Raw genomic sequence first — 24346 nt, 5'->3', positions numbered from 1 at the left:
ACAGGCCCTGAATCTCTGCTATTCGCCCGTGCTACGTGATATCAACCTCAGCCTTGAACCCGGCGAGCTGGTGGCGCTGATTGGCCCTAATGGTGCCGGGAAGTCCACCCTGCTGCGGGTACTGACCGGTTATTTGTCGCCGGATAACGGACAGTGCCTGCTGCACGGAAAATCCCTTTGCGAATGGTCTGCACAGGCACTGTCCCGCCATCGGGCGGTGATGCGCCAACAAAGCCAGCTCGGGTTTGACTGGCCGGTTGATGCGGTAATTGCGATGGGGCGTGCGCCTTGGGAACAGGCCGACAGCCGTCGGGTAGTCAAACAGGTGATGGATCTCACCGGCTGTGCACCGCTTTCAGCGCGGAAATACAACACCCTTTCCGGCGGAGAACAGCAGCGGGTTCAGCTGGCACGAGCCCTGGCACAGCTATGGGTGAAAGATGCGCCTCAGGGCTGGTTGTTTCTGGATGAACCGACCTCGGCGCTGGATTTGTATCATCAGCAGCATCTGCTGCGCTTACTTAAACAACTCACCGCCACGGGTCAGCTTCACGTCTGCGCCGTGCTACACGATTTGAACCTCGCCGCACTGTGGGCAGATAAACTGCTGCTGTTGCATCAGGGCGAAATTGTCGCCCAGGGTAGCCCGCAGCAGGTGCTGCAGGCCGATACATTGCGCCGTTGGTACGGTGCCGAGGTGCATATCGGTCAGCACCCCGGCAGCCCGACGCCACAGGTCTTTTTAGCCCCGTAACCTCAGCTCGAACAGCTTACTTCCAGCCGCTTGCCCCACTCGGGTGGGCGGCTGGCGTAATCGCTGCCGCAGTCGGCAAACGGGTTACGCAGCGCGTCATGCAGACGAATAAACTCTTCATACTCTCCGCGTTCCGCCTGCTCTATAGCGCGCTGTGCCAGCCAGTTGCGCAGCACGATCGCCGGGTTATGCTGCTTCATGCTCTGCTGACGAGTCGCGTCATCCACCTGATCCTGCTGCAAACGTGCCCGATAACCGCTAAACCACGCATCAAATGCCGCCCTGTCGATAAATTCATCGCGCAACGGCGAAGCCGCACTGTGCTGTTCGGTTTCACCCAGCATCCGGAAGGTACGAGTGTAATCACTCCCTTCGCGCTCCATCAGGCCAAACAGGCCGTTGAGCAATTCATTATCGCCCTTCTGCTCAGTGATCAGACCGAGTTTGCGGCGCATGTGCTGTCCGTATTCCACCAGCAGCGCTTCCTGATAGCCGTCGAGGGCGTCGTTAAGCGCATCCACCGCAATAAACGGCGATAGCGACTGCGCCAGCCGCTGAAGATTCCACAGCGCCGCCGCAGGCTGATTATCAAAGCTGTAGCGACCCTGATGATCAGAATGGTTACAGATAAAGCCGGGCTGATAATCGTCAAGGAATCCAAACGGACCGTAGTCCATAGTCAGCCCGAGAATCGACATATTGTCGGTGTTCATCACCCCGTGGCAAAAGCCGACGGTCTGCCAGCGGGCAATCATCTGCGCCGTTTTTGTGACAACGTCACGAAACCACAGGGTGTATTTATCGGCCTCTTCCAGCAGGTGCGCCCAGTGATGACGAATCACATAATCTGCCAGCTCACGAACCTTCTCAGGCTCACGACGGTAATAGAAATGTTCGAAGTGACCGAAACGGACATGGCTTTCTGCCAGACGCATCAGCATCGCGCCCTGCTCAACCGTTTCGCGGTACACCGGCGTATCGCTGGTGACTACCGACAGCGCACGAGTGGTCGCGATGCCAAGGGCAAACATCGCCTCGGAGGCCAGACTTTCACGCAGCGTCGAACGCAGTACAGCGCGCCCGTCACCCATGCGGGAATACGGCGTCAGGCCCGCACCTTTCAGGTGCCAGTCGTAGCGACGACCATCCGCCAGTTGCTGTTCGCCGAGCAAGATCCCGCGCCCGTCACCCAGTTGCCCGGCCCAGACGCCAAACTGATGTCCGCTATAGACCTGGGCCAGCGGTTGCATCCCGGGGAGTAGCACTTCACCGCCCCACACGCCTGCCCCCTTCTCAGGGCTGAACAATGCAGGCGGTAGCGCGAGGCTCTCGGCTAGCGGAGCGTTATGCCATATCAGCCGCGCGTTAGTCAGCGGGGTTGGTGACAGTTCGGTATAAAAATCTGGCAGCTCATCGCGCCAGTGATGGGTAAAAGACAGGGTCATGGTTCCTCCTGTCTGTAGTGTAGTGCCTGTGCGAGTGGAAAAACACGGGCGGGATGCAGGGTTATTGCTGCACCAGGCGGGTTAAGGCGGCCATATCCACGGCGGGCCACAGTGCGCCCTGCATAGCGCTCAGGCCCCATGGCTCAAGGCGTTCGAGGATTTGTTGATTATCGACCCCAGCGGCCATGATGGCACTGCAACAGGGCTGAACCTGGGCAATGATCGCCCGCATAAAGGGATCAAAAGATAATAATAACGCCTGCTGCTGAATAAAGTTTTTATCCAGCACGACACGTTTGAACAGCCCGAAAAAAACGGCCTGCGTTGAGGCATGTCCGGCACCAAAATTGGCCAGTACCAGAGGAAAATGATTCGCTAACTGAGCCAGCAAATGAGTGTTATCGACCGCGTTCAGTTCGGGAAAGTTTTCTTCAACCGTCAATTCCAAAAAGGAAAACCGAGCGGCTTCATCTGCCAGGGCTTTTTGTGTTAACAACGCCAAGGCAATTGCGGGGGTTATATTAATCCACGCAATGATTTTCTGCTGAATAAAAAAGATCTGACAGTTTTCAAGGACCGCAAGTTTTTCACGAAACAGAGAGATTTCCTGTTCACCGTTAAGTCGTGCTGTCACCAGACTGGTCGGGGTGCGTACCCCGTCGTCGACGCCAACAAAGTTGGCGATTATTTCCAGACCCATGAGTTGACCCCCGCCATTTTTGGCAGGCACGAATAACAATTCGGTTTTCCAGGCTTTATCGAGAGTAACAATCATTGCGCCCACCCCTGTTCAAGGGACATCCCTGGTCGCGGCTGTGTTGATCCAGTAGAAAACAAAATCTTTGATTTTAAGAAGTTTAATTTCATTCGTTCCTTTTTACTTCAGGAATTCCTTTGCATTATCATTAGGATGATTGTAATCCATATTCGTATAGCCGCACAATCCAGAGATTCATTAGCTGAATGAGATGGCGATCGATAATTATTTCCCTGACGGTTTTTATATTTTATTTTCACCACTAAAAAGGGGCTGCTAGCCCCTTTTTGTTTTCTGCTAAATGCGTCTGGCTTGCCAGAAGTTCTTGCGCCAGTACACATTATCCAGCGAGGAACGGGTGACGCCCTGACTGGTTGAGGCATGGATAAACTGATTATCCGTATCATAGATCCCGACATGCAGACCATTGCCCCCGGATCCGGTCTTAAAGAAAACGAGGTCCCCCGGCAATAAATCGTCCTTGTCGATTTCGGTGCCAATTTTCGACTGCTGCTTCGTTTCTCGTGGCAGCTGCAAATCAAACTTATCGCGGAATGTCATCATCACGAACGCGGAACAATCCACGCCTCGACGTGTGCTGCCGCCGTAGCGATACGGTGTTCCACGCCAGTTCGCCAACTGTTCATTAAGGTTGGCGATGACGGTTATAGAGTCCGAAAGCCGCGGGTTCGGTGGCGGTGCCCGGTGGCTGCTACATCCTGCTAAAATTAACGCTGCCACGAAAATAAATAAGAGACGCATATCCTGGCGTTTCCTCTGATATTTTTTATAGAAATAATGTAGCCTGCGAATTTGTGATTTTGCAAGAAACCTTCCGGTTATAGCGCAGAAATCAATACTTGTACGCCATCCGCATTAAGCTTTTTGAACGGCATATCATACGCAGCCGTCAAATTTTCGACGGTCAAAACGTGCGGCGTTTCACCGCTGGCCAACAGTTGCCCGCGACGCATTAGCCATGTCTGGCTGGCAAAACGTAGCGTGTGATTCAGGTCATGACTGCTCATCACAATGGTGATTCCAGCGAGCCGGAGTTCTGCCAGCAACCGATCCAGCGCCGCTTGTTGTGCGACATCGAGGCTATTCATTGGCTCATCCAACAGCAATAATTGCCCGTGTGGATTGCCTCGCGGATGAATTTGCAGCACCACCGCCGCAAGGCGCACGCGCTGCCATTCGCCACCCGAAAGCTGGTTAACCTGACGCGCCAGCTTATCGTCAAGGCCCAATTTTTCAGCGATTTCTTGCTGGAGGGCGTGCTGTGTTTTATCGGGCTGATGCAGCGTCAGGTAATGCCAGACCGGCATGGCAAACGGCGGGGTCTGATGTTGCATCAGATACGCCCGATGACGTGCCAGCTCTGGCGCTGGCCAGTCGGTTATCGGTTTGCCCTCTAGCGTTATCTGCCCTTTGCCCTGGCTCAAACCGGCCATTCTGGCGAGCAGCGTGCTTTTCCCGGCACCGTTTGGACCTACAAGATGCACCATTTCACCGGAGCAAACCTCCGCGTTAAGTGGCTGTAACCGCCCTGCCTCCTGCACGCCCTGCAACTGCATCAGCGACACGATTATTTCGCCAGCGCCAGCTTGATGGCTTCCATCACGATCGGATCTTCCGGGGTCATATCCGGCGAGAAGCGCTGGACGACTTCGCCATCACGACCAATCAGGAATTTTTCGAAGTTCCATAGGATATCGCCCTGTACTTTTGGCGCGCGGCCTTTGCTGGCCATGCGTTCATAGAACCCGCTGCTTTCCGGCGCGACGGCGACAGGGGCGGCGCTGGTCAGCTTCTGATACAGCGGATGACGATGCTCGCCATTCACATCGATTTTACTGAACATGGGGAACGTCACGCCGTAGGTGGTGCTGCAGAAGGTTTTGATCTCTTCGTCGCTGCCCGGTTCCTGACCAAGGAACTGATTGCATGGGAAACCGAGGACGGTGAAACCCTCTTTACTCCATGCTTCCTGGATGTTCTCCAGTTGTTCGTATTGTGGCGTCAGCCCACACTGGGAGGCGACGTTCACCACCAGCAGCACGTTACCTTTAAACTGCTCGAGACTGACGTTTTCACCGTCGATGGTGGTGACATTTGTGTTGAGAATATCGTGTTGCATAGCGTCCTCTTGGGTTATCAGCTAGCGCCTAACGGCCAGCCCTTAATAGTAGCCAGATAAATACAGGTGCGCCCAGGGTAGCGGTGACGACGCCGATCGGCAACTCTGCCGAGGCCAGCGCCAGACGGGCAATAATATCAGCGAACAACAACGCTGCCCCTCCTGCCAAAACGCAGGCCGGGAGCAGCACACGGTGATCGGTCAGGCCGCACAGGCGCAAAATATGAGGGATAACCAGGCCTATAAAGCCGATGGCACCCGAGAGCGCCACGCTGACGCCCACCAGCCAGCCTGTCGCCAGCACCAGCAGCCTGCGCCATAACCATAGCGGCAGGCCCAATTGCCGGGCAGAGGTTTCGCCGAGCGACAGCAAATTCAGCGGCTGCGATTGCAGGCAAATCCAGCCGATAACCGGTAGCAGCGCCACCATCAGCCAGCCCTGATGCCAGTCTACGCCGCCAAACCCGCCCATCATCCAGTACATCAGCTGGCGCAGGTCAAAAGACGTTGAGAAATAGACCGCCCAGGTCATCGCCGCGCTACAGATGATCCCCAGCGCCACGCCGGCTAACAGCAAACGGCTGGTCGACAGATGACGACGGGCAAAGCGCAGCAGGATAACGGTGATAATCAGCGCACCCGCGATGGCACACAGGCCCAGCGCCCAGCCGGGCAATAGCCCTTGCCCCAGCAGCACCGCTGCAATCAGCCCGACGCCCGCGCCGTTAGAAACCCCGAGCAGCCCGGGCTCCGCCAGCGGGTTCTCAAACAACGCCTGCATGATAGCCCCGGAGACCGCCAGCGCCGCACCAACCAGCACTACCGCTACGGTACGCGGCAGGCGAATCTGCCACACGAACAGGTCGCCACGCGGCGTAAACCAATCGCCGGGGGCTATCCACTGTTCACCCGCGCACAGGCTGATGAATACGGCGAGCAAGAGCAGCAACAGTAAGACACCCAGCCATCGCTGGTTTCGTTGCTGCTGGCGTTGGGCGAGTCGTTGCATAGCGTCCTGAAATGTTGAGGTGAAGTGTCTGATTTTATTGTGCCTGACGGCCGCAGGAAAGAAAAAAGGCCGCAGGAGCGGCCTTTTTAGTTAATCAGAAATTATTCTGCTTTGGGCGAAGCGTTTTCGACTCGGCTTTTCAACTTCTGGCCGGGTCTGAAGGTCACCACGCGCCGGGCTGTAATGGGAATATCTTCGCCCGTCTTCGGGTTGCGCCCGGGGCGTTGATTTTTATCGCGCAAATCGAAGTTACCAAAACCGGAGAGTTTTACCTGCTCACCGTTTTCAAGAGCGCGACGGATCTCTTCGAAAAACAGCTCTACCAGCTCTTTGGCATCCCGTTTGCTAAGCCCAAGCTTATCAAACAGATATTCTGACATTTCAGCTTTTGTAAGCGCCATAGGTTCAATCCCTCAATGATGCCTGGAATCGCTCTTTTAATGCCTCTACACATTTGGCAACGGTAGCGGCAATCTCCTCTTCTTCGAGTGTACGGCTGGTATCCTGAAGGATTAGGCTGATAGCGAGGCTCTTGAAACCTTCCTCTACGCCCTTACCGCGGTACACGTCAAACAAGTTTACGCCAACTACCTGATTTACGCCAACTTTCTTACACTCGTTGAGAATATCAGCGGCTGGGACGTTTTCAGCCACGACCACAGCGATGTCGCGACGGTTCGCCGGGAAGCGAGAAATCTCTTTCGCCTGAGGAACCACGCGGTCTGCGAGCTTGTTCCACTCCAGCTCAAATACCATCGTGCGACCGTTCAAGTCCAGTTTACGTTCTAGCTCTGGATGAACAACCCCAATGAAACCAATACGTTCGCCTTTCAGATAAATCGCCGCGGACTGCCCCGGATGCAGCGCTGGGTTGGCTTCGGCTTTGAACCGGATATCACCGAGTTTGCCGGTCAGCTCCAGAACGGATTCGAGATCGCCTTTTAAATCATAGAAATCAACTGTCTCTTTCGCCAGGTTCCAGTGTTCATCATAACGGTTACCGCAGATAACGCCGCTCAGCATCACATCCTGGCGGATGCCCAACGGGGCCTGGGTGTCCGGCACGAAGCGCAGACCACTTTCAAAGATACGCACGCGGCTCTGCTGACGGTTCTGGTTGTAGACCACGGTGCCCAGCAGGCCGGTCCACAGCGACAGACGCATGGCCGACATTTCGCTGGAAATTGGACTTGGCAGGATCAGTGCTTCTTCACCTGGATGAACAAGCTGCTGCACTTTCGGGTCGACGAAGCTGTAGGTGATCACTTCCTGGTAGCCTTTGTCATTCAGCATGGTTTTCACACGCTTGAGGGACAGGTTAGCCTCGTGATGATGACCCATGATCAGACCCGCCTGAACCGGCGCATCCGGGATATTGTTGTAGCCGTATACGCGGGCCACCTCTTCTACCAGGTCTTCTTCGATTGAAATATCGAAACGCCAGCTCGGCGCAACGGCCTGCCACTGGTCCTGACCTTCAGTCACTTCGCAGCCCAGACGGCGCAGGATATCGCTGACCTGTTCATCGGCAATATGATGGCCAATCAGGCGGTCCAGTTTGCTACGACGCAGCGTGATGGTGGCACGTTTCGGCAGCGTGGCATCGTTCGTCACATCGATAACCGGGCCAACTTCGCCGCCGCAGATATCAACCAGCAGGCGGGTAGCTCGCTCCATGGCTTTATACTGCAACGCCGGATCCACCCCGCGCTCGTAGCGGTGGGATGCATCAGTATGCAGACCGTGGCGGCGCGCACGACCGGTGATGGACAGCGGGCTGAAGAAGGCACATTCCAGCAGTACGTTTTGCGTTTCGTCATTGACGCCAGAGTGCTCGCCACCGAAGATGCCGCCCATCGCCAGTGCTTTGCTGTGATCGGCAATAACCAGCGTATCCGCGTTCAGTTTGGCTTCGTTGCCGTCCAGCAACACCAGGGTTTCACCCTCTTTCGCCATACGTACTACGATCCCGCCGTCAATGCGATCCAGATCAAAAGCATGCATCGGCTGACCCAGTTCGAGCAGCACATAGTTAGTTACATCGACAACCGCATCGATGGAACGGATCCCGCAGCGACGGAGTTTTTCTTTCATCCACAGTGGCGTTGCGGCTTTAACGTTAATGCCCTTAACCACGCGGCCCAGATAGCGTGGGCAGGCCTCAGCGGCCTCAACCTTGATGGAGACAGTATCATTGATGGTCGCTGCAACTGGAGCCATTTCTGGCACGTTCAGCGGCTGCTGGTTAAGTACCGCGACATCGCGAGCCACACCGATAATTCCCAGGCAGTCTGCACGGTTTGGGGTGACGCTGATCTCGATGGTATTGTCATCAAGCTTCAGGTATTCACGGATATCGGTTCCCAGCGGCGCATCAGCAGGCAGTTCGATAATGCCATTGTGATCGTCGGAAATACCCAGCTCTGAGAACGAGCACAGCATGCCTTCGGACGGTTCGCCGCGCAGCTTTGCCGCTTTGATTTTGAAATCGCCCGGCAAAACCGCACCGATGGTAGCGACGGCTACTTTCAGGCCCTGACGGCAGTTTGGAGCGCCGCAGACGATATCCAGCAGGCGTTCGCCACCGACGTTGATTTTGGTGACACGCAGTTTGTCTGCGTTCGGGTGTTGACCGCACTCGACCACTTCACCGACAACCACGCCGTTGAATGCGCCAGCGACTGGCTCAACGCCATCGACTTCCAGACCCGCCATCGTGATTTGGCCCGATAGCGCTTCGCTGTCAATTGCCGGGTTGACCCATTCGCGTAACCACAGTTCACTGAATTTCATTGTTCTGTCCTGCCCTTATTTAAACTGTTTGAGGAAACGCAGATCGTTTTCGAAGAATGCACGCAGATCGGTGACGCCGTAACGCAACATGGTCAGACGCTCCATTCCCATCCCAAAGGCGAAACCGGAATAGACTTCCGGGTCAATACCGACGTTGCGCAGTACGTTCGGATGCACCATGCCGCAACCCAGCACTTCCAGCCACTTGCCGTTTTTACCCATCACATCAACTTCCGCAGAGGGTTCGGTGAACGGGAAATAGGAAGGACGGAAACGGATCTGCAGGTCTTCTTCAAAGAAGTTACGCAGGAAATCATGCAAGGTGCCTTTCAGATTGGTAAAGCTGATGTTGGTATCAACAATCAGGCCTTCCATCTGATGGAACATCGGGGTGTGAGTCTGATCGTAGTCATTACGATAGACGCGGCCCGGTGCAATGATACGGATAGGTGGCTGCTGGTTTTTCATGGTGCGGATCTGCACGCCAGATGTCTGGGTACGCAGCAGACGGGTCGCATCAAACCAGAAAGTGTCGTGGTCAGCACGTGCCGGGTGGTGGCCTGGAATGTTCAGGGCATCGAAGTTGTGATAATCATCTTCGATTTCCGGGCCAGTCGCCACGGTAAAGCCGAGCTCACCGAAGAAACTTTCAATGCGGTCGATGGTGCGCGTGACCGGGTGAAGGCCACCGGTTTCAATGCGACGGCCAGGCAGAGAAACGTCGATGGTTTCTGCAGCCAGACGGGCATTCAGCGCAGCGCCTTCGAGGTCGGCTTTACGCGCGTTCAGCGCCTGTTGAACCTGCTCTTTCGCTTCGTTGATAACGGCGCCCGCAGCCGGACGTTCTTCCGCCGGCAGTTCACGCAGGGTGGTCATCTGAAGGGTCAGGTGCCCTTTCTTACCCAGATATTCGACGCGCACGTTGTCCAGCGCGGTAACATCTGAAGCTTCGTTAATGGCTGCCTTGGCACTGGCAACCAGCTCTGCGAGATGTGACATGGTTTTCCTCAATAATGTCGGTATAGGTACCGAGACCGATTTGTCCTAACTAATACGAGCACAGATACGAAAAAAGCCTCCCTGGGGAGGCTTTCTGGCGCTGTTTTCCGTTTCGTCTTTCACGCGCTAGCCTCCTGGAATCAGGTGCTAAAGTAAAAAAAGAAGCGGAAAATAGCAGCATTCATGCTTGCATTACCTTGTCTGATACGGTGAGTGACGGTCCGAACGAAAAGAGGGAGGCAAGCCTCCCTCTTCAACTGGCTTAAGCCAGAGCTGATTTCGCTTTTTCGACCAGAGCGGTGAACGCTACTTTGTCGAATACTGCGATGTCAGCCAGGATCTTACGGTCAATTTCAACAGAGGCTTTTTTCAGGCCATTGATGAATTTGCTGTAAGAAATGCCGTTCTGACGTGCTGCTGCGTTGATACGCGCAATCCACAGTTGACGGAACTGACGCTTACGTTGACGACGGTCACGGTAAGCGTACTGACCAGCTTTGATAACAGCCTGGAAGGCAACGCGGTATACGCGTGAACGCGCACCGTAGTAGCCTTTAGCTTGTTTCAAAATTTTCTTGTGACGTGCACGTGCAATTACACCACGTTTTACGCGAGCCATATGTGCTCTCCTGTCTCTATATTCTTAGTTAAAAAAGTTAAACGTTAACGACTTATGCGTACGGAAGGCACGCGATTACCAGACCCAAATCGCCTTTAGAAACCATGGCTTTTGGACGCAGGTGACGTTTACGCTTAGTAGCTTTTTTGGTCAGAATATGACGCAGGTTAGCGTGCTTGTGCTTAAAACCACCTTTACCGGTTTTTTTAAAGCGCTTAGCAGCACCGCGTACGGTCTTGATCTTTGGCATTTTAATAACTTCCACTTCGCATTGTTGAAAAATGAAACATAGGCGAACAAAGACTGCGAGGCCCGAGAGCCCCACGGTCAATGCTACTTGAAGGCCTTACTGTTTCTTCTTAGGCGCGAGCACCATGATCATCTGACGGCCTTCGATCTTCGTTGGGAAGGATTCGACTACTGCCAGTTCACTCAGATCGTCACGGACGCGGTTAAGCACTTCCATACCAATCTGTTGGTGGGCCATTTCACGACCGCGGAAACGCAGTGTGATTTTGGCCTTATCGCCCTCTTCGAGAAAGCGTACCAGGCTGCGGAGTTTTACCTGGTAATCGCCATCGTCGGTGCCAGGACGGAATTTAATTTCCTTAACCTGAACAATCTTTTGCTTCTTCTTCTGTTCCTTAGAAGATTTGCTCTTTTCATAGAGGAATTTGCCGTAGTCCATGATTCGGCAAACTGGCGGTTCGGCGTTAGGGCTGATCTCTACCAGATCCACTCCTGCTTCTTCAGCTTTTTCCAGAGCTTCTCTCAGACTCACAATACCAAGCTGTTCGCCTTCCAGACCTGTTAAGCGAACTTCCTGAACTCGAATCTCGCCATTAATACGATTCGGACGTGCCGTTTGTACTCGTTTTCCGCCTTTAATACTTTATTCCTCCAGTTGTTGAAGACTACGGCTGCGTATTTCTGTCAGCAGCTTCTCGATCACTTCGTTTACGTCCACAGTGCCGAGGTCTTTTCCGCGACGGGTGCGCACGGCAACTTTGCCTGCTTCAACCTCTTTGTCGCCACAAACCAGCATATACGGGACACGACGTAATGTGTGCTCGCGGATTTTAAAGCCTATCTTCTCATTTCTCAAGTCTGCTTTTACGCGAATGCCTGCATTTTGTAGTTTATGCGTCAATTCGTTAACGTATTCAGCCTGAGAATCAGTGATATTCATCACCACGACCTGCACCGGTGCCAGCCATGTTGGGAAGAATCCAGCGAACTCTTCGGTAAGAATACCGATGAAGCGCTCGATGGAACCCAGAATGGCGCGGTGAATCATCACAGGCACCTGACGCTCGTTGCTTTCACCTACATAAGAGGCGTTAAGACGCTGCGGCAGGGAGAAGTCCAGCTGTACTGTTCCGCACTGCCAAGCACGATCGAGGCAGTCATACAGTGTAAATTCAATTTTCGGGCCGTAGAAGGCACCTTCACCCAGTTGATACTCAAACGGGATGTTGTTTTCTTCCAGAGCCACGGCCAGATCGGCTTCCGCACGATCCCATGTTTCATCGCTACCGATACGTTTTTCCGGACGAGTCGACAGCTTGACCACGATTTTCTCGAAGCCAAAGGTGCTATACATATCGTAGACCATACGAATACAGGCGTTAACTTCGTCACGCACCTGGTCTTCAGTACAGAAGATATGTGCATCGTCCTGGGTAAACCCACGAACACGCATCAGACCATGCAGCGCACCTGATGGCTCGTTACGATGGCAGCTACCGAACTCCGCCATACGCAGCGGCAGATCGCGATAGGATTTCAAACCCTGGTTGAAGATCTGCACGTGGCCCGGGCAGTTCATCGGCTTGATACAGTATTCACGGTTCTCAGAAGAGGTGGTGAACATCGCATCTTTGTAGTTGTCCCAGTGACCTGTTTTTTCCCACAGGACACGGTCCATCATGAACGGGCCTTTCACTTCCTGATACTGGTACTCTTTCAGCTTAGAGCGTACGAAAGTTTCCAGTTCACGGAAAATAGTCCAGCCATCGTTATGCCAGAACACCATACCCGGCGCTTCTTCCTGCATGTGATACAGGTCAAGCTGCTTGCCGATTTTACGGTGGTCACGTTTGGCGGCTTCTTCAAGACGCAACAAATAGGCATTAAGCGCTTTTTTATCTGCCCAAGCGGTACCGTAGATGCGTTGCAGCATCTTGTTATCGCTGTCGCCACGCCAGTAGGCACCGGCAGTTTTCATCAGTTTGAAGTGATGGCAGAAACGCATATTCGGCACGTGCGGACCGCGGCACATGTCGACGTATTCTTCGTGATGATACAAGCCAGGCTTGTCATCATGGGCGATGTTTTCATCGAGAATGGAGACTTTATAGCTTTCACCACGCGATACAAACGTTTCGCGCGCTTCGTGCCAGCTCACCTTTTTCTTGATGACATCGTAGTTTTTCTCCGCCAGCTCGTGCATGCGCTTTTCGAGGGCGTCGATATCTTCCTGAGTCAGGGTGTGGTCAAGGTCAACGTCATAGTAGAAACCGTTATCAATGACCGGACCGATAGCCATTTTGGTATGCGGCCAAAGCTGTTTGATTGCGTGTCCCAGCAGGTGCGCACAGGAGTGACGAATGATCTCCAGACCGTCTTCATCTTTCGCGGTAATCAGCGACAGCGTAGCGTCCTGTTCAATGAGATCGGAAGCATCAACCAGCTCACCGTTAACACGGCCAGCAATGGTGGCTTTCGCCAGACCCGGACCAATATCCAGGGCAACATCCATTGGACTTACCGCGTTGTCGTAATGGCGTTGACTGCCATCAGGAAGAGTAATTACAGGCATGTTATATCCTTATTCGCAGTGGTGCCCCGCACGAAAGAGCACATGCAAAACAATTTTTGAAAAGTTAACAGCAGGGATTACCGGGTTTCTCGCTTCACTCTGCGGAAAAAGACGTCTGAACGATATATCGCCCTCGGCCAGCCCGATAGGTGCCATTAAGTACCCGGACATACTACACGTCTTGGGCCTGGGTTAAAAGCCCGCCTTTAATTGTGGAAATGTAATAAAAGATTTGAAACAGCACGTTGATTGCCAGCCAACACGCGTTTCCCCATCATAACTGCCTTTGACCGGAGCAGTTATGCGTCACCTTCTGGCTATCCTCCAACGCTATGGCATTGACCTGAACGACCCTTCATCCTTAGTCATTGTCTTCGGATATATTTTTATCACTGCAGTTGTGGTGCATTTTATTTTCAAACTGACACTGCGCAAAATAGAAAAACACGCAGAAAGCGGTTCAAAACCGTGGTTGAAAATATTTGCCCAACATAAATTATTTCACCGCGTATCGCTGATGTTGCAGGGCGTTCTGGTCAATGCGCAGTTAATGTTTTACCTGGCGACGGGCAGTCACGCCGGAACGCTACTCAGCATTTGCACACAGCTGTGGGTTCTGCTGTTCTCCCTGCTCTCTTTCTTTTCGCTTTTGGACGTTATTCTCAAGCTTTCCCGTCAGTATAAGTTTGCCGGTCAGCTCCCGCTGCGCGGGATTTTCCAGGGCGTAAAACTGGTCGCCGCATCGATTGTCGCGATCCTGATGATTTCTCTGCTGATTGGTAAATCCCCAACCATTCTGTTCAGCGGCCTTGGTGCAATGGCTGCGGTATTAATGTTGGTATTTAAAGATCCGCTCCTCGGCCTGGTGGCGGGAATTCAACTTTCTGCGAATACCATGTTGCATATGGGTGACTGGCTGGAAATGCCGAAATACGGCGCAGACGGCACGGTTATAGATATCGGCCTGACGACGGTTAAAGTACAGAACTGGGATAACACCATTACCACCATCCCGACCTATGCGCTGGTATCTGATGCATTTAAAAACTGGAGCAATATGTCTGCCTCCGGCGGGCGTCGCATCAAGCGCAGCGTGTTCATCGATAGCACCAGTATTCACTTTATTTCTGCCGATGAGCAGCAGCGTCTGGGTCAGGTTGACCTGCTGAAGCCATGGCTGAAAGAGCAAAACCAAAAAATCGCTCATTGTGATACGAACAACAGCGTACTCAATGGCGAAAGTATCACCAATATTGGTGCCTTCCGTGCCTGGCTGACAGAGTATCTGCATCAGCATCCAAAAATTCGTAAAGACATGACGCTGATGGTGCGCCAGCTTCCGCCCGGTGCTGAAGGCCTTCCGCTAGAAATTTATGCCTTCACCAACACCGTTGAATGGCTGAAATACGAAGCGATTCAGGCCGATATTTTCGACCACATCTACGCGGTAATTGAAGAATTTGGCCTGCGCATTTACCAGCGCCCTTCCGGGAACGATCTTCGTCCTGAAGCGCTGGCCTGCTGATGACTCGCCTCAGGGTACGTTATGTGCCCTGCTTAAACGCGCGGATCAAGATGCCTTCGGCATCCAAACGCTGACGGATCTGGCGAGTCATTTCGACTGCGTCAGGGCTGTCACCATGAATGCACACGGAATCAGCCCTGATGACGGTAAATTCGCCCTCGACAGACGTTACGCCCCCTTCCGTTACCATCTGGACCACTCGCCGGGCGACCTCCTGCGGATCGTGGATAACCGCGCCGGCTGCACGCCGCGAAACCAGCGTTCCATTGCGATGGTAAGCCCGGTCTGCGAAAGCCTCCGCCACGGTATGAATCCCTGACGCCTGTGCCCAACCGATCAACGGTGACCCCGCCAGCGCAACAAGGGAGAAGGAATTATCCAGCGCCAGTAAGGCATCAATAACCGCCCTCGCCTGTCGTTCATCGTGGGCAATGGTGTTATACAGCGCACCATGCGGTTTGACGTACCTCACCCGCGTACCTGCCGCTGCCGCTAATCCCTGCAATGCACCTATCTGATATATGACGTCTGCCGTCAGTTCATCGCTCGCGACATCCATATTACGCCGACCAAAACCGACCAAATCGGGATAAGAAACATGCGCCCCGACGGTAACACCCAGGCGTTGTGCGGCACGAAGCGTTGCCAGGATGCCTGCCGGAGAACCCGCATGAAAGCCACAGGCCACGTTGGCACTGCTGATTAGCGGTAAAATGGCGGCATCGTCCCCCATCCTCCACTGACCGTAGCTTTCGCCCAGGTCGCTATTTAAATCGATGTATCGCACAACAGACATCTGAGGATCTCCAGACTGTTCGGCTTTCGTTAAGGTTTAACGGTGTATCACTGAATCATCCGTTTTACCACGAGGGACAAAAAATGGACTTCACCGGAATGATACAGACCATCACTGATTTTATCAGCGCCCACCCGCAATGGGCTCTGGGGGTTATCTTCATCCTGTCGTTTGGAGAATCGCTGGCGTTTATTTCTTTACTGCTGCCCGCGACGGTTATCCTGCTGGCAACCGGGGCACTGATCGGCGAAAGCGAACTCCGCTTTTTCCCGGTCTGGCTGGCGGCGGCACTGGGAGCATTTGTCGGTGACTGGCTTTCCTGGTGGATTGGTTTTCATTATAGCCACCGCGCAGTTACCGTCTGGCCGCTATCGCGCAAGCCGATGCTCGTGCAGAGAGGACATACTTTTTTTGAGCGTTGGGGTGCCTGGGGGGTGTTTATCGGACGTTTCTTTGGGCCGCTACGGGCAGTCGTTCCGCTGGTTGCCGGGATTTGCAGAATGCCATCGGCTAAATTCCAGCTCGCCAATATCACCTCGGCGATGGTGTGGGCATTCGGTATTCTGGCACCTGGTGCCCTGGGCATTCCCTGGCTGGCGAATCTTTTCTCATAACGCAGAAACAATCAGGCCGGATTGCTCCGGCCTGAAAAATTACATCTTGTAGCCCAGCGTCACCGTGGTGCGGCGATCGGTATGCTCCGGTGCCGAGGCTGGCGGTTCGGAGTTCCAGGTCACGTTATAGGCCACTTTCAGACCAAAATTATCATTGATGGCGACATCCAGCGCGGTCTCGGAGTTAAGGGTGGTGTCATCTGCACCAAATACCGAAAGACCCTGCGTGAATTTAGTGGTGTCGGTCATCTGCCAGGCGTAAGTGCCGGAAGCATAACCCAGCGGCTGAGTTTTGGTTTCGTCATTGGTGTATTCGTCATAACGCACACCAGGACCGAATTCAAAACGCAGGCTGTGTACCGGCCCATTGAGGATCTGACGACCGTAACCGGCGGTGAAAATATCACGCTGACGGTAGCCGTTATAACGGTCTGTCAGCCAGCTGGCCTGACCAAACAAATAATCTGCGTCAGTCATGTTGTAACGCGAACGACCGCCGACTGAATAAGTTTCAGAAGAACGTTCATCGTTAGAAGACGTGTTGCTGGCATTTCCCCACAGCGACCAAGCGGTGGTGTCGCCGTACCAGGTTAGCGTGGAGTCAGCAGTCAGGGAAGAGCTTTTAGTATTGCCAGACTGTGCCAGGTAACCCCCGTTGATCTTACCTTCAAACGGTTTCTTCGCCGTGGAAGGGTCATCCATGACAGTAAAAACGGTATTATCAGCCAGCGCGTGCAATGACGCAAAAAGGCCCCCCGCCAGAACTACAACTGCGGGTACTGTCTTGAAAAGCTTCATTTATTAAGAGTCCGTACAACAAAAAAAGAGACCATTACGGTCCCGGAAACTTTCGCGAGGATCAACGACAGGCGGTCCTAAGAAAGGTAACAAATTATAAAAAGGCGTGAATAACATAGCAATGAATTCTTATTTCATTTTTTGAATAAGAAGGATCTCAAAACAGCTTTTATTTCATATAGCTATCCGGGCAAAAAGTATTGTAAAAATGCGCAAAATCATATCCTTGTCACTTTCTTAAACGGCTTTCAGATGCCAGGCTTAGCGCTAGCCATTAAATCGGCGACTCGTCAGGGTCATAAATGGAGGTAATCGAATGGTTAAAATCTATACGCTTACGCTGGCACCGTCCCTCGACAGCGCAACGCAGACGCCGCAAATCTATCCAGAAGGTAAACTCCGCTGTAGCGCCCCCATTTTTGAACCCGGCGGGGGCGGAATCAACGTCGCCCGGGCGATTACCTTTCTGGGCGGGGAGGCTACGGCGATTTTCCCGGCAGGCGGTGCCACGGGGGAACATCTGGTATCGTTGTTGGCCGATGAGCACGTTCCTGTCGATGCAGTGCAAGCCCATGACTGGACGCGTCAAAACCTGCACGTGCATGTGGAGACCAGCGGCGAACAGTACCGCTTCGTCATGCCGGGGGCGACGTTAAGTACAGAAGAATTCCATCAGCTCGAACATAAGGTGCTGCAAATAGAAGTTGGCGCAATTTTAGTTGTCAGCGGGAGCCTGCCGCCGGGAGTGGAAGTATCAAACCTGGTCGCGTTGATTCGTTCCGCGCAACAGCATGGGATCCGCTGCGTGGTCGACAGTTCCGGTGACGCATTGGCCGCTGCGCTTGAAGTCGGCGCGATTGAACTGGTGAAGCCGAACCAAAAAGAGCTCAGCGCCCTGGTGCAGCGGGAATTAACCCAACCGGATGACGTGCGTAAAGCGGCCGAGGAGATCGTTCGCAGCGGCAAGGCGAAACGCGTGGTGGTCTCACTGGGGCCACAGGGTGCGTTGGGCGTCGATGCCAGCGGCAGCGTGCAGGTGGTTCCGCCCCCGGTCAAAAGCCAAAGTACTGTCGGAGCGGGTGACAGCATGGTCGGCGCGATGACGCTGAAACTCGCCGAAAATGCCCCGCTGGATGAAATGATTCGCTACGGTGTAGCCGCGGGTAGTGCCGCAACCATCAATCAGGGCACCCGTTTGTGCTCCCTGGAAAATACGCGCAACATTTATGATTATCTTTGCCGACATTGATGCCGGTAGGCTCCCGCTGCTAACGTGGCGGGAGTCGAAAAATGTGGGTAATCGACTATGCTATCAAAACTCCATTGTTAACAACGAGGTTGCTGATGAGCGGTGATATCACGCGTTATGTGGTGACGGTCAATTTTCATGAACGGACGCTGACCGAAATCAATGAGTTAAACAATCATCTGACGCGCGCGGGGTTTACCCTGACGCTGAGCGACGACGACGGTAAAGTACACGATCTGGGTATCAATACCTTCGGACTTGTCAGCCCACAAAGTGAAGACGATATTAAAGCCCTGACAGTGGGTCTGGCAGAGACGGCGATCGGACAGCGGCCTGATGTCAATATTGTGACGTTTGAGCACTGGTTGCAAAATAACGCGACCAATACGACACGTTAAAACGCACAGTTGTGCGTCAGTTCGAGTTTTTCCACTGCATTTATGCACTAACCTTATGATCTGGCAGAAAACATGGGGAGAGAGAGCATGTGGCAAGCGATCTGTAGCCTGTTGAAAGAGCACGGAGACGGCGAAATCGAGCTGCGCACCGAGTTGCCGGGGGGCGAAATACATGCTGCCTGGCATTTGCGCATTAGCGGTCAGGATTATTTCGTCAAATGCGATGAGCGGGCCATGTTGCCCATCTTCACTGCGGAGGCCGATCAACTCGAGCTGCTTTCACGCAGTAACACCGTCGCCGTACCCGAGGTGTACGCCGTGGGCAGCGACCGCGATTACAGCTTCGTGGTGATGGAATTTCTCCCTCCCCGCCCGCTGGATGCCCATAATGCGTTTTTACTGGGCCAGCAGTTAGCACACCTTCATCAATGGAGCGATCAGCCGCAGTTCGGCCTCGACTTCGACAATGACATTTCCACCACACCCCAACCCAATACCTGGCAGCGCCGTTGGTCGACGTTCTTTGCAGAACAGCGCATCGGCTGGCAGCTAGAACTCGCGGCGGAGAAAGGCTTAGCCTTCGGCAATATTGATAGCATCGTTGAGCACATCCATCAGCGGTTAAGCTCTCATCAACCTCAGGCATCTTTACTCCACGGCGATTTGTGGTCTGGTAACTGCGCGCTTGGGCCTTCCGGTCCCTATATTTTCGACCCGGCTTGCTATTGGGGCGACCGAGAGTGTGATTTGGCAATGCTGCCACTTCACCCCGAACAACCGCCGCAAATCTACGATGGGTATCAGTCGGTGTCCCCGCTGCCACCAGACTTCCTTGAACGTCAGCCGGTGTATCAACTGTATACGCTGCTCAACCGCGCGATTTTGTTTGGGGGACAGCACCTGGTCAATGCGCAAAAAGCGCTGGACCGGGTACTGGCCGCATAAAGAGCATTCTTATGACGTCAATGTTCTCACGGTGAGGCCTGTTTGAAGGCCTCACCGTCGATCCCTGAGATGTGAATGGCGAACCCCATTATAGACACCATCAATATAACAGCAGGGATCAACAGCCATAACCCGTTGATTTTAAATCAAAGTTGTAAATCAAAACTACAAATGGGATATAGGATGGAATCCATCTCTTTTAACTTCATTATTTATTAAGATAAATTAATAACCAAATAACCGAAAGAACACTTCATTAACATAACCCTCCCCCGCCTAAAATTAATCTTTAGCATTCATCATGATGATGGATACAACGTAGGTATCCATTATGTTATTTTTTGTCCGTGCATTGAGTCAAATTTCATTCACGGAAATCCAGTCGCTTTCCTAAATCATATTAAATATGTATGATTCATCTCACACAACGGACTGACCAATAATTCAAGATGTTTTCCCACTCCGTATTGAGAGTATCATCAGTCAGCGAAAAGCATCCTGAATTAGAATAGTTAACACTCCAGAATGGAATTAATAATTATTTTGTAATGAGTGCAATCCAAACATGAATAACTTTTTACGCTTCACGTCCAGTGCCACTGTGGCAGGACTGCTTATATCTTCCTCTGCATTTGCAGCCATTACCGTTTACCCGATGTCTGTAAAAATGAATGAGCATGGTGCCGGGCAAATTAAAGTTATCTCCGGATCAAAGCAGACTGAATATGTCAAAGCTGCGATAAAAAAAATTAATAACCCAGGAACTCCCCAGGAGAAAGAGATAGAGGCGACAAAAAGTGACAGCCAAAACCTGGTGATTACTCCGGAAAAATTTGCATTAGCGGGCGGCACAACGCGCATTACACGTCTCGTCAATATGCAGACACCGACAACAGAACAGGTCTATCGCATCTACTTCAGCCCAATCACCAGCCTGGATAATGAACAAGCGCCTGATACCACCAATGTGAAGAACAAAGTTGGAGTGAATATTAGTTGGGGCGCGTTGGTTTTTGTTCCACCACAGAAACCAGAAATAAACTTTACATTTGATGCGCAGCAAAGGCGTATCGATAACACAGGGACAATTCACATTGAATTATCTCGCATAGGATTATGTCCAGCTCAGAATAGCGATACTGGATGTAAATGGACGCCGATGACCAAAAAGATTTACCCACAGCAATCTTTCACACTACCCGCATCCTTCTCGATCACATCACCAGGTGTGATTAAAGTGGAATATCATAACTGGGTAGAGAAGACTTCGGCTAAAAAGGAATTTGCAGTGTCCTAAATAAAAAACCCTTGGTTATTTTATTTATCACATTGTTTTTAAAAACTCTCATGCACAGTGACTGTGCAAATCAACTTCATCTAAAGGAATTTTATTATGAACGCTGTTATGAAATCAGTTATTGCGGCTATCGCTTTTGGTGTTGCAGTAAATGCTTTTGCCGTTGAGAAAGATATCACAGTGAATGCCACCGTGGATTCAACCCTGGATATGACTTTGTCAGACGGTCAACCGTTACCTTCCAGTGTCGAAATGCAGTATACCCCGGGCGTAGGTCTGGCTCCGACCACTCTGGAGACTAAGATTTGGTCAAACGATGCAGGCAAAGATATTAAAGCCCGCCTCGCAGCCACACCTGTTCTGACCAATACCACCGGGAGCGGTACAGCCACGCTGGCCGTGAAATTGGGTACCCAGGCCATTACGCCGGCCCCATCCACTCTGGATTCCGCGACCCTGTTCCCTACAGGGGAAGTGGATCAAGGTTCTGTCACCCTGCCACTGGAAATTATTCAGGCGACCACCGAGCCATTAAACTCAGGTAACTACACCGGCATGGTGTCTCTGGTTCTTACTCAGGCGACTGAATAAGTTTTGCCCTGATTATTTGTCATCCAACCTGCCCCCTTATCGACTTCGGGGTGGCAGGTTTTTTTTTGAAATTTTTCCGAAAAGAGGAAATGTATGAGTTCATGGAAAGCATCTTTTTGCTGCCTCGCTATTCATTTCGCCTTGTTCGGAGCCACCGCTTTCGCTGCATCAGATGTGCCTCCCGGTTTTGAAGAACTCGTTACCGGGCAAAAAGTCTGGATTGATGTCAATTTATTGGGCCAATCAGCGGGCCTGTTTGAAGCCAATGTCACACTTGAGACCGTACAGTTTGTAAAGCCACTGGATGTGCTGAACGCTTTGAACCTACCCATAAAAAAAGAAAGCCAGGAATATAAACAACTGGCCGATGCGATGACACTACCGCTAGCTCGCAATGGCAATCTTGCTTGTGGCAGTAACAACAACGCGACAGGATGCGGCTTTCTTGCCACCGACAAACTGGCGATCATTTATGATGAAAACGATGCAAAAGTCAGCGTGTTTGTTGACAAAAAACTGTTACCAGAGGGGGATAAACATGCGCTTTATTACACTCCCACTCGCGAAACCGAAAACGCCTTTATCCATCAACAAACGCTCAATGTGGTCGCCGAAAAAGAGTACAGCAACCTCTCACTGCAAGGCGCAGGTGCGCTCGGCATTCTGACCAACGGTTATGTCGGTTTTGACTGGTCACTGAATGCGTATCGCAACGACGATGCTACCGATCAAACCGTCAATGTGGATGATTTTTACTATCGCCAGAGCCTGGGCCAACGTCATTACGTCCAGGTCGGGCGTATGGACTCCCGCGATTTATCCAGCAATCTGGGGGGCAATATCAGCTTCAGTATGCTGCCCTTAGGTGCCATCGACGGCGTACGAGCTGGCAGTTCCTTGAGTTACCTGAACAGAGAGGAAGCCAGCAAAGGCTCACCCCTTGTCATTCTGCTGTCGCGCAAATCCCGCGTAGATGCCTATCGCGGTAATCAGCTCCTTGGCACCTTTTATCTCAATAGCGGCTCCAACACGCTTGATACCGGTAATTTTCCGGCTGGTAGCTACAGCGTTACGCTAAAAGTATACGAAGATAACACCCTGGCGCGTACCGAAGTACAACCCTTCAGCCGAACCGGCGGCATCGGGGATGGCCATATGCAGTGGTTTATTCAGGGTGGCAAAGTGGCCAGTCAGGTCAGCAGTAACGAAAGTGCTCACGATGAAACTGATAATGAGAGTGCTTTTCAGGCGGGCGTTCGTCTGCCCGTCGGAACGTCGACTACGTTAACCGCAGGGGTGGCGAAGATAGCCGATCAGCATTTTGTTGAAGGCGGTGTCGAATGGACACACGGCTTTGATAATCGATTATTAGACGGTGTGCTTGATATTCAGACCAACCTTCTGACCGGCAGCGACGGTACAAAAGGTGACTCCGAACAGCTCAGTTACAGCGATGGTGTATCCCTCAGTGCGTATCGTAACGCGGCCTATGGCAACGAGTGCACAACGGGGAGTGACCGTCAGGATTATGCCGATATCGGGTGCTACGAGACCCTGAATGCCACGGTTGCAGTACCGATAAAAGAATGGTCGGTGTCTCTGGGCTATACGCTCAATACCAACACCAGCCTGACCAATAATAACTATGATACTTCACGCTCTTTTGAAGACAACATGGCCAACGCAACACAAGCCGATTCTTCTTCTCGCACGGTGCAGTTGACGCTTAACCGCAGCTTCCTGTGGAAAGGCATGTCAGTCAGTACGCGTTTGGGAGCGTATAACCGCACCGGCGATGATGATGCCAATGATGATAAAGGCGTTTACCTTGGTTTTACCCTGACACGCAGTACACCTGCCAACACCGAGGGCCGCGCCAGCCATACGTCAGTCAGCACCGATTATCAAAGCAGCCAATCCGGTGACGATGAGTTCAATTATTCGGCAACGCAGGACTGGAACTGGGGCGATAACAATCAACAACAGATAGGCGTGACCGTGGGTGGCAACAATAACACCAATATGAACGCCGACGTGCATGGGCATATTAATGGTCAGTACGGCGACGCCTCGGCCACGCTATCAGACAGTTACGATCGCACACAGCAAACCCACCAGGCAGCATTCAGTGGCAGCTACAGTTCGTCGATGGCCTTATCACGTTCTGGCTTTTTCTGGGGTCCAGCAGGAACTAATTCCCCAGGTGCTGCGGTCGCGGTCGAAGTTAAGACCGACGACGAAGCAAATGAAGATAACGATGCCTTAGTAAACGTTGACGTTGACGGCGGTGGCTCCGCGCAAATGAGCCAGGGCAGTAAAGCGTTGTTCCCGGTCAATGGATTTGAGGCTGACAAGGTTTCCGTGAATGAGAACAACGACCCACGTCAAACCAGCATGGTCGACATTACCCGTGGAGCGGGTAACCAATCGGTGTTCCTGTTGCCGGGTAAGATGAAGGTTCGCGAGGTACAGATGGAATCCCACTATACCTACATCGGTACGCTGCTTACCTCCACAGGTCAACCGCTGATCGAAGGCAAAATGTTGAATGCACACGCCTTTATCGCTGAAGAAGACGGTGGTTTCACCGCCGAACTGACCCAGCAGCCGAAAAACCTCTATTTGAAAAATAACAACACGCTGTATCAGTGCCCGGTGAAAGTAGAGTCTAAACGCGATGTGGTGCGTTATATCGGCGAAACACGCTGCTCGCCAATAACACCCGCCGAGCTTCCTGAAAATTTACTTCCGGAGACATTGGCACAGCGCCAGGTCTCAGCGGATTCACGAGATTAA

General features: G+C 52.5%; 25 protein-coding genes and 1 other annotated feature. Of the genes, 9 read left to right on the top strand and 16 right to left on the bottom strand.

The genetic code is table 11. From position 1 onward, the window contains the following. The first annotated feature begins 28 nt into the window (after positions 1 to 28). Complete coding sequence (locus SIK69_RS15030) at positions 29 to 754, top strand: heme ABC transporter ATP-binding protein (protein ID WP_445582685.1); 726 nt, start codon at positions 29 to 31, stop codon at positions 752 to 754. Between the two features lie 2 nt (positions 755 to 756). Here the strand turns inward: SIK69_RS15030 and selO are convergent, their stop codons facing one another. The 14 genes from selO to thrS all read right to left on the bottom strand — a co-directional run bounded on the left by selO (position 757) and on the right by thrS (position 13337). Then, positions 757 to 2199, bottom strand: a complete 1443-nt coding sequence (gene selO, locus SIK69_RS15025; RefSeq protein WP_319786443.1) for a protein adenylyltransferase SelO — start codon at positions 2197 to 2199, stop codon at positions 757 to 759. 61 nt (positions 2200 to 2260) lie between these two features. Continuing rightward, positions 2261 to 2974: an EAL domain-containing protein gene (locus tag SIK69_RS15020; protein ID WP_319786442.1), complete on the bottom strand. Its 714-nt coding sequence runs from the start codon at positions 2972 to 2974 to the stop codon at positions 2261 to 2263. A gap of 279 nt (positions 2975 to 3253) precedes the next feature. Then, positions 3254 to 3718, bottom strand: coding sequence for an NlpC/P60 family protein (locus SIK69_RS15015; RefSeq protein WP_319627506.1), 465 nt, complete (start codon positions 3716 to 3718; stop codon positions 3254 to 3256). A gap of 77 nt (positions 3719 to 3795) precedes the next feature. Continuing rightward, positions 3796 to 4545: a vitamin B12 ABC transporter ATP-binding protein BtuD gene (gene btuD, locus SIK69_RS15010; protein ID WP_319786460.1), complete on the bottom strand. Its 750-nt coding sequence runs from the start codon at positions 4543 to 4545 to the stop codon at positions 3796 to 3798. Continuing rightward, on the bottom strand, positions 4545 to 5096 hold the full coding sequence (locus SIK69_RS15005; protein WP_319786441.1) for a glutathione peroxidase: 552 nt from the start codon (positions 5094 to 5096) through the stop codon (positions 4545 to 4547). The genes btuD and SIK69_RS15005 overlap by 1 nt, the downstream gene beginning before the upstream one ends. Positions 5097 to 5124: 28 nt before the next feature. Next, on the bottom strand, positions 5125 to 6105 hold the full coding sequence (gene btuC, locus SIK69_RS15000) for a vitamin B12 ABC transporter permease BtuC (RefSeq protein WP_319627508.1): 981 nt from the start codon (positions 6103 to 6105) through the stop codon (positions 5125 to 5127). A gap of 101 nt (positions 6106 to 6206) precedes the next feature. Next, on the bottom strand, positions 6207 to 6506 hold the full coding sequence (gene ihfA, locus SIK69_RS14995) for an integration host factor subunit alpha (RefSeq protein WP_006820203.1): 300 nt from the start codon (positions 6504 to 6506) through the stop codon (positions 6207 to 6209). Positions 6507 to 6510: 4 nt separating this feature from the next. Continuing rightward, a complete protein-coding gene (gene pheT / locus SIK69_RS14990) occupies positions 6511 to 8898 on the bottom strand; it encodes a phenylalanine--tRNA ligase subunit beta (protein WP_319627509.1) in 2388 nt (795 codons plus the stop codon). A 15-nt stretch (positions 8899 to 8913) separates the two neighbouring features. After that, a complete protein-coding gene (pheS, locus tag SIK69_RS14985; protein WP_319627510.1) occupies positions 8914 to 9897 on the bottom strand; it encodes a phenylalanine--tRNA ligase subunit alpha in 984 nt (327 codons plus the stop codon). Positions 9898 to 9963: 66 nt separating this feature from the next. Beyond that, positions 9964 to 10087 (bottom strand) — a sequence feature (Phe leader region). Then, positions 10038 to 10082: a pheST operon leader peptide PheM gene (pheM, locus tag SIK69_RS14980; protein WP_001386830.1), complete on the bottom strand. Its 45-nt coding sequence runs from the start codon at positions 10080 to 10082 to the stop codon at positions 10038 to 10040. It overlaps the preceding feature by 45 nt. Positions 10088 to 10159: 72 nt before the next feature. Beyond that, entirely contained in the window at positions 10160 to 10516 is a 357-nt protein-coding gene (gene rplT, locus SIK69_RS14975; RefSeq protein ID WP_000124852.1) for a 50S ribosomal protein L20, read from the bottom strand. A 52-nt stretch (positions 10517 to 10568) separates the two neighbouring features. Next, on the bottom strand, positions 10569 to 10766 hold the full coding sequence (gene rpmI, locus SIK69_RS14970; protein WP_001124225.1) for a 50S ribosomal protein L35: 198 nt from the start codon (positions 10764 to 10766) through the stop codon (positions 10569 to 10571). 96 nt (positions 10767 to 10862) lie between these two features. Next, the gene (gene infC / locus SIK69_RS14965) at positions 10863 to 11405 is read right to left on the bottom strand and encodes a translation initiation factor IF-3 (RefSeq protein ID WP_319627598.1); all 543 of its coding nucleotides are present in this window, start codon (positions 11403 to 11405) and stop codon (positions 10863 to 10865) included. A 3-nt stretch (positions 11406 to 11408) separates the two neighbouring features. After that, positions 11409 to 13337 (bottom strand): threonine--tRNA ligase, encoded by a 1929-nt coding sequence (gene thrS, locus SIK69_RS14960; RefSeq protein ID WP_319627511.1) that lies wholly within the window; start codon positions 13335 to 13337, stop codon positions 11409 to 11411. A 301-nt stretch (positions 13338 to 13638) separates the two neighbouring features. Here thrS and SIK69_RS14955 point away from each other — a divergent pair, with 301 nt between their 5' ends. Beyond that, positions 13639 to 14862: a mechanosensitive ion channel family protein gene (locus SIK69_RS14955; RefSeq protein ID WP_319786440.1), complete on the top strand. Its 1224-nt coding sequence runs from the start codon at positions 13639 to 13641 to the stop codon at positions 14860 to 14862. Between the two features lie 19 nt (positions 14863 to 14881). Here SIK69_RS14955 and SIK69_RS14950 read toward each other — a convergent pair whose 3' ends face one another. Beyond that, complete coding sequence (locus SIK69_RS14950) at positions 14882 to 15658, bottom strand: LamB/YcsF family protein (protein WP_319786439.1); 777 nt, start codon at positions 15656 to 15658, stop codon at positions 14882 to 14884. A gap of 83 nt (positions 15659 to 15741) precedes the next feature. Here SIK69_RS14950 and SIK69_RS14945 point away from each other — a divergent pair, with 83 nt between their 5' ends. Further along, a complete protein-coding gene (locus SIK69_RS14945) occupies positions 15742 to 16272 on the top strand; it encodes a DedA family protein (RefSeq protein ID WP_319627514.1) in 531 nt (176 codons plus the stop codon). Positions 16273 to 16311: 39 nt separating this feature from the next. On the opposite strand, the gene SIK69_RS14940 is transcribed toward SIK69_RS14945, so the two are convergent. Beyond that, a complete protein-coding gene (locus SIK69_RS14940; RefSeq protein WP_319627515.1) occupies positions 16312 to 17070 on the bottom strand; it encodes a DUF481 domain-containing protein in 759 nt (252 codons plus the stop codon). 316 nt (positions 17071 to 17386) lie between these two features. Between SIK69_RS14940 and pfkB the strand changes: the two genes are divergently transcribed. The 6 genes from pfkB (at position 17387) to SIK69_RS14910 (ending at position 24346) form a co-directional block, all read left to right on the top strand. Next, complete coding sequence (pfkB, locus tag SIK69_RS14935; RefSeq protein WP_319627516.1) at positions 17387 to 18319, top strand: 6-phosphofructokinase II; 933 nt, start codon at positions 17387 to 17389, stop codon at positions 18317 to 18319. Positions 18320 to 18411: 92 nt separating this feature from the next. Then, a complete protein-coding gene (gene ghoS, locus SIK69_RS14930; RefSeq protein WP_319786459.1) occupies positions 18412 to 18717 on the top strand; it encodes a type V toxin-antitoxin system endoribonuclease antitoxin GhoS in 306 nt (101 codons plus the stop codon). A gap of 87 nt (positions 18718 to 18804) precedes the next feature. Continuing rightward, positions 18805 to 19662: a fructosamine kinase family protein gene (locus SIK69_RS14925; protein WP_319786438.1), complete on the top strand. Its 858-nt coding sequence runs from the start codon at positions 18805 to 18807 to the stop codon at positions 19660 to 19662. Positions 19663 to 20227: 565 nt separating this feature from the next. Next, positions 20228 to 20959 carry a pilus assembly protein PapD gene (locus SIK69_RS14920; protein WP_319786437.1) on the top strand — a complete coding sequence of 244 codons (732 nt, stop codon included), beginning with the start codon at positions 20228 to 20230 and terminating at the stop codon, positions 20957 to 20959. A gap of 96 nt (positions 20960 to 21055) precedes the next feature. Then, entirely contained in the window at positions 21056 to 21550 is a 495-nt protein-coding gene (locus tag SIK69_RS14915) for a CS1 type fimbrial major subunit (protein WP_319786436.1), read from the top strand. Between the two features lie 93 nt (positions 21551 to 21643). Beyond that, on the top strand, positions 21644 to 24346 hold the full coding sequence (locus SIK69_RS14910) for a TcfC E-set like domain-containing protein (RefSeq protein WP_319786435.1): 2703 nt from the start codon (positions 21644 to 21646) through the stop codon (positions 24344 to 24346).

The sequence above is a fragment of the Scandinavium lactucae genome, assembly GCF_033843265.1.
Classification (GTDB): Bacteria; Pseudomonadota; Gammaproteobacteria; order Enterobacterales; family Enterobacteriaceae; genus Scandinavium; species Scandinavium lactucae.
Note: the sequence above shows the minus strand (reverse complement) of the source record. Positions and strands in the feature narration are given on the sequence as shown.